The organism is Microbacterium sp. zg.Y909, from assembly GCF_024626565.1.
Genome location: NZ_JANJFJ010000530.1, coordinates 1 through 2,374, shown reverse-complemented (window position 1 = coordinate 2,374; position 2,374 = coordinate 1). Strand labels below are relative to the sequence as shown.

The 2,374-nt window shown below is 70.6% G+C and carries 2 protein-coding genes; both read left to right on the top strand.

Features of this window, described 5'->3' with window-relative positions; genetic code table 11:
• Window positions 1–695: FAD-dependent oxidoreductase (locus NQ160_RS22405; protein WP_257517242.1), on the top strand; the 695-nt coding region annotated here is incomplete at its 5' end.
• 63 nt (window positions 696–758) lie between these two features.
• A partial coding sequence (sucB, locus tag NQ160_RS22400) for a 2-oxoglutarate dehydrogenase, E2 component, dihydrolipoamide succinyltransferase (RefSeq protein WP_257517241.1) occupies window positions 759–2,374 on the top strand: 1,616 nt, incomplete at its 3' end.

Genomic DNA, 2,374 nt, shown 5'->3' with positions numbered 1-2,374 from the left:
CACGCCTGGGCGTGCGTTTCGCCGGCGTGGCGCAGACTCCCGATGGCGTGACGGTTCGGCTCGAGGACGGCAGCGAGCTCGAGGCGGACTACCTGCTGGTGGCCGTGGGCCGCGGCCCGGTCACGGACGGACTGGGGCTCGAGGATGCCGGCGTCGCGCTTGACCGCGGGTTCGTTGTGGTCGACGAGCAGCTGCGCACGGGTGTTCCCGGAATCTGGGCTGTCGGCGACATCGTCGCGGGCCTGCAGCTGGCGCACCGCAGCTTCCAACAGGGCATCGCGGTCGCCGAGCGCATCGCCGGACTCAGCCCCGTGATCGTCCCCGACTCCCAGGTTCCTCGGGTCAGTTACAGCAGCCCCGAGGTGGCATCCGTCGGTCTCAGCGAAGCCGCCGCGCGCGAGGCGCACGGCGACGCGGTGGTGACCTACGAGTACAACCTCGCCGGCAACGCCCGCAGCGAGATCCTCGGGACGGCCGGCATCGTGAAGGTCGTGCGCCTGGCTGACGGACCGGTGATCGGCGTGCACCTGGTCGGCGACCGCGTCGGGGAACTCATCACCGAAGGACAGCTCGCGGTGGGATGGGAAGCCCACCCCGAGGACATCGCGCCGTTCATTCACGCGCATCCCACTCAGAGCGAGGCGCTCGGCGAGGCCTTCCTGGCCCTCGCGGGCAAGCCGCTGCACGCACGCTGACGCGCCAAAGCGCCCAGGCAACTAAGCTGGTCGAGAATTCGCCATCAGAAGGAGACAAAGCTCATGAGCACTTCCGTGGTCCTCCCCGCGCTCGGCGAGAGCGTCACCGAGGGAACGGTCACCCGCTGGCTCAAGCAAGTCGGGGACACGGTAGAGGCGGACGAGGGTCTGCTGGAAATCTCCACCGACAAGGTCGACACCGAAATCCCCTCGCCGGTCAGCGGCGTCATCGAAGAGATCCTCGTGCAGGAGGACGACACCGTCGAGGTCGGCGCGGTGCTGGCGAAGATCGGTGACGGTTCCGGTGCTTCGGCACCCGCCGCCGAGGCGCCCGCCGCAGAGACCCCCGCCGCCGAGGCCACCGCGCCCGCCGCGGCCCCCGCGGCCGAGCAGCCGGCGCCCGCCGAGCAGCCCGCCCCGGCTGAGCAGCCCGCCCCCGCGGCAGACACCGACACCTCCGACGCGAAGGACGTGCTTCTTCCCGAACTCGGCGAGAGCGTCACCGAGGGCACCGTCACCCGCTGGCTGAAGCAGGTCGGCGACGAAATCGCCGTCGACGAGCCGCTGATGGAGATCTCGACCGACAAGGTCGACACCGAGATCCCGTCGCCGTACGCCGGCACCCTCCTCGAGATCCTGGTTCAGGAGGATGAGACCGTCGAGGTCGGTTCCGCCCTGGCCCGCATCGGCTCCGGTGCGCCCGCCGCGGCGCCGGCGCAGCAGGACTCGGCGCCCGCCGCAGAGGCTGCGCAGGAGGCTCCGGCCCAGGCGCCCGAGGCTTCCGAGGCTCCCGAGGCTCCCGCCCAGCAGGCTCCTGCCGCCGAGGCTCCCGCCCAGCAGGCTCCTGCTCCGCAGGCAGCTCCCGCCGAGGCTGCCCCGGCTCAGCAGCCGGCTCAGGCGACCTCGCCTTCGCTCTCGGTCGCGGCCGACGACGACTCGCTCACGTACGTGACCCCGCTCGTGCGTCGCCTGGCGCAGCAGCAGGGCGTGGATCTGTCCACGGTCAAGGGCACCGGCGTGGGTGGCCGCATCCGCAAGGAAGACGTGCTCGCCGCCGCCGAGGCTGCAGCCAAGCCGGCCGAGTCCGCTCCCGCTGCAGAGGCGGCGCCCGCCGCTCCTGCGGCTCCGGCGCTGGAAGTGTCGCCGCTGCGTGGTACGACCCAGCCGATGTCGCGCCTGCGCAAGGTGCTCGCCGAGCGTGCCGTCGCGTCGATGCAGCAGACGGCGCAGCTGACGACGGTCGTCGAGGTCGACGTCACCAAGCTGGCGAACTACCGCGACAAGATGAAGGGCACGTTCCAGGAGAAGACCGGCGACAAGCTGTCGTTCCTGCCGTTCTTCGCACTGGCCGCGGCCGAGGCGCTCAAGGCGTTCCCCGTGATCAACTCCACGGTGGACGGCGACAAGATCGTCTACCCCGCCAGCGAGAACCTGTCGATCGCTGTGGACACTGAGCGAGGACTCCTCACCCCGGTTCTCCGTGACGCCGGTGACAAGACCATCGCCCAGATCGCCCACGAGATCGCCGACCTCGCGTCTCGCACCCGCAACAACAAGCTGAAGCCCGACGAGCTGGCCGGCGGCACGTTCACGCTGACCAACACCGGATCGCGCGGCGCGCTGTTCGACACCCCGGTGGTGTTCCTTCCGCAGACGGCGATCCTGGGTACCGGCATCGT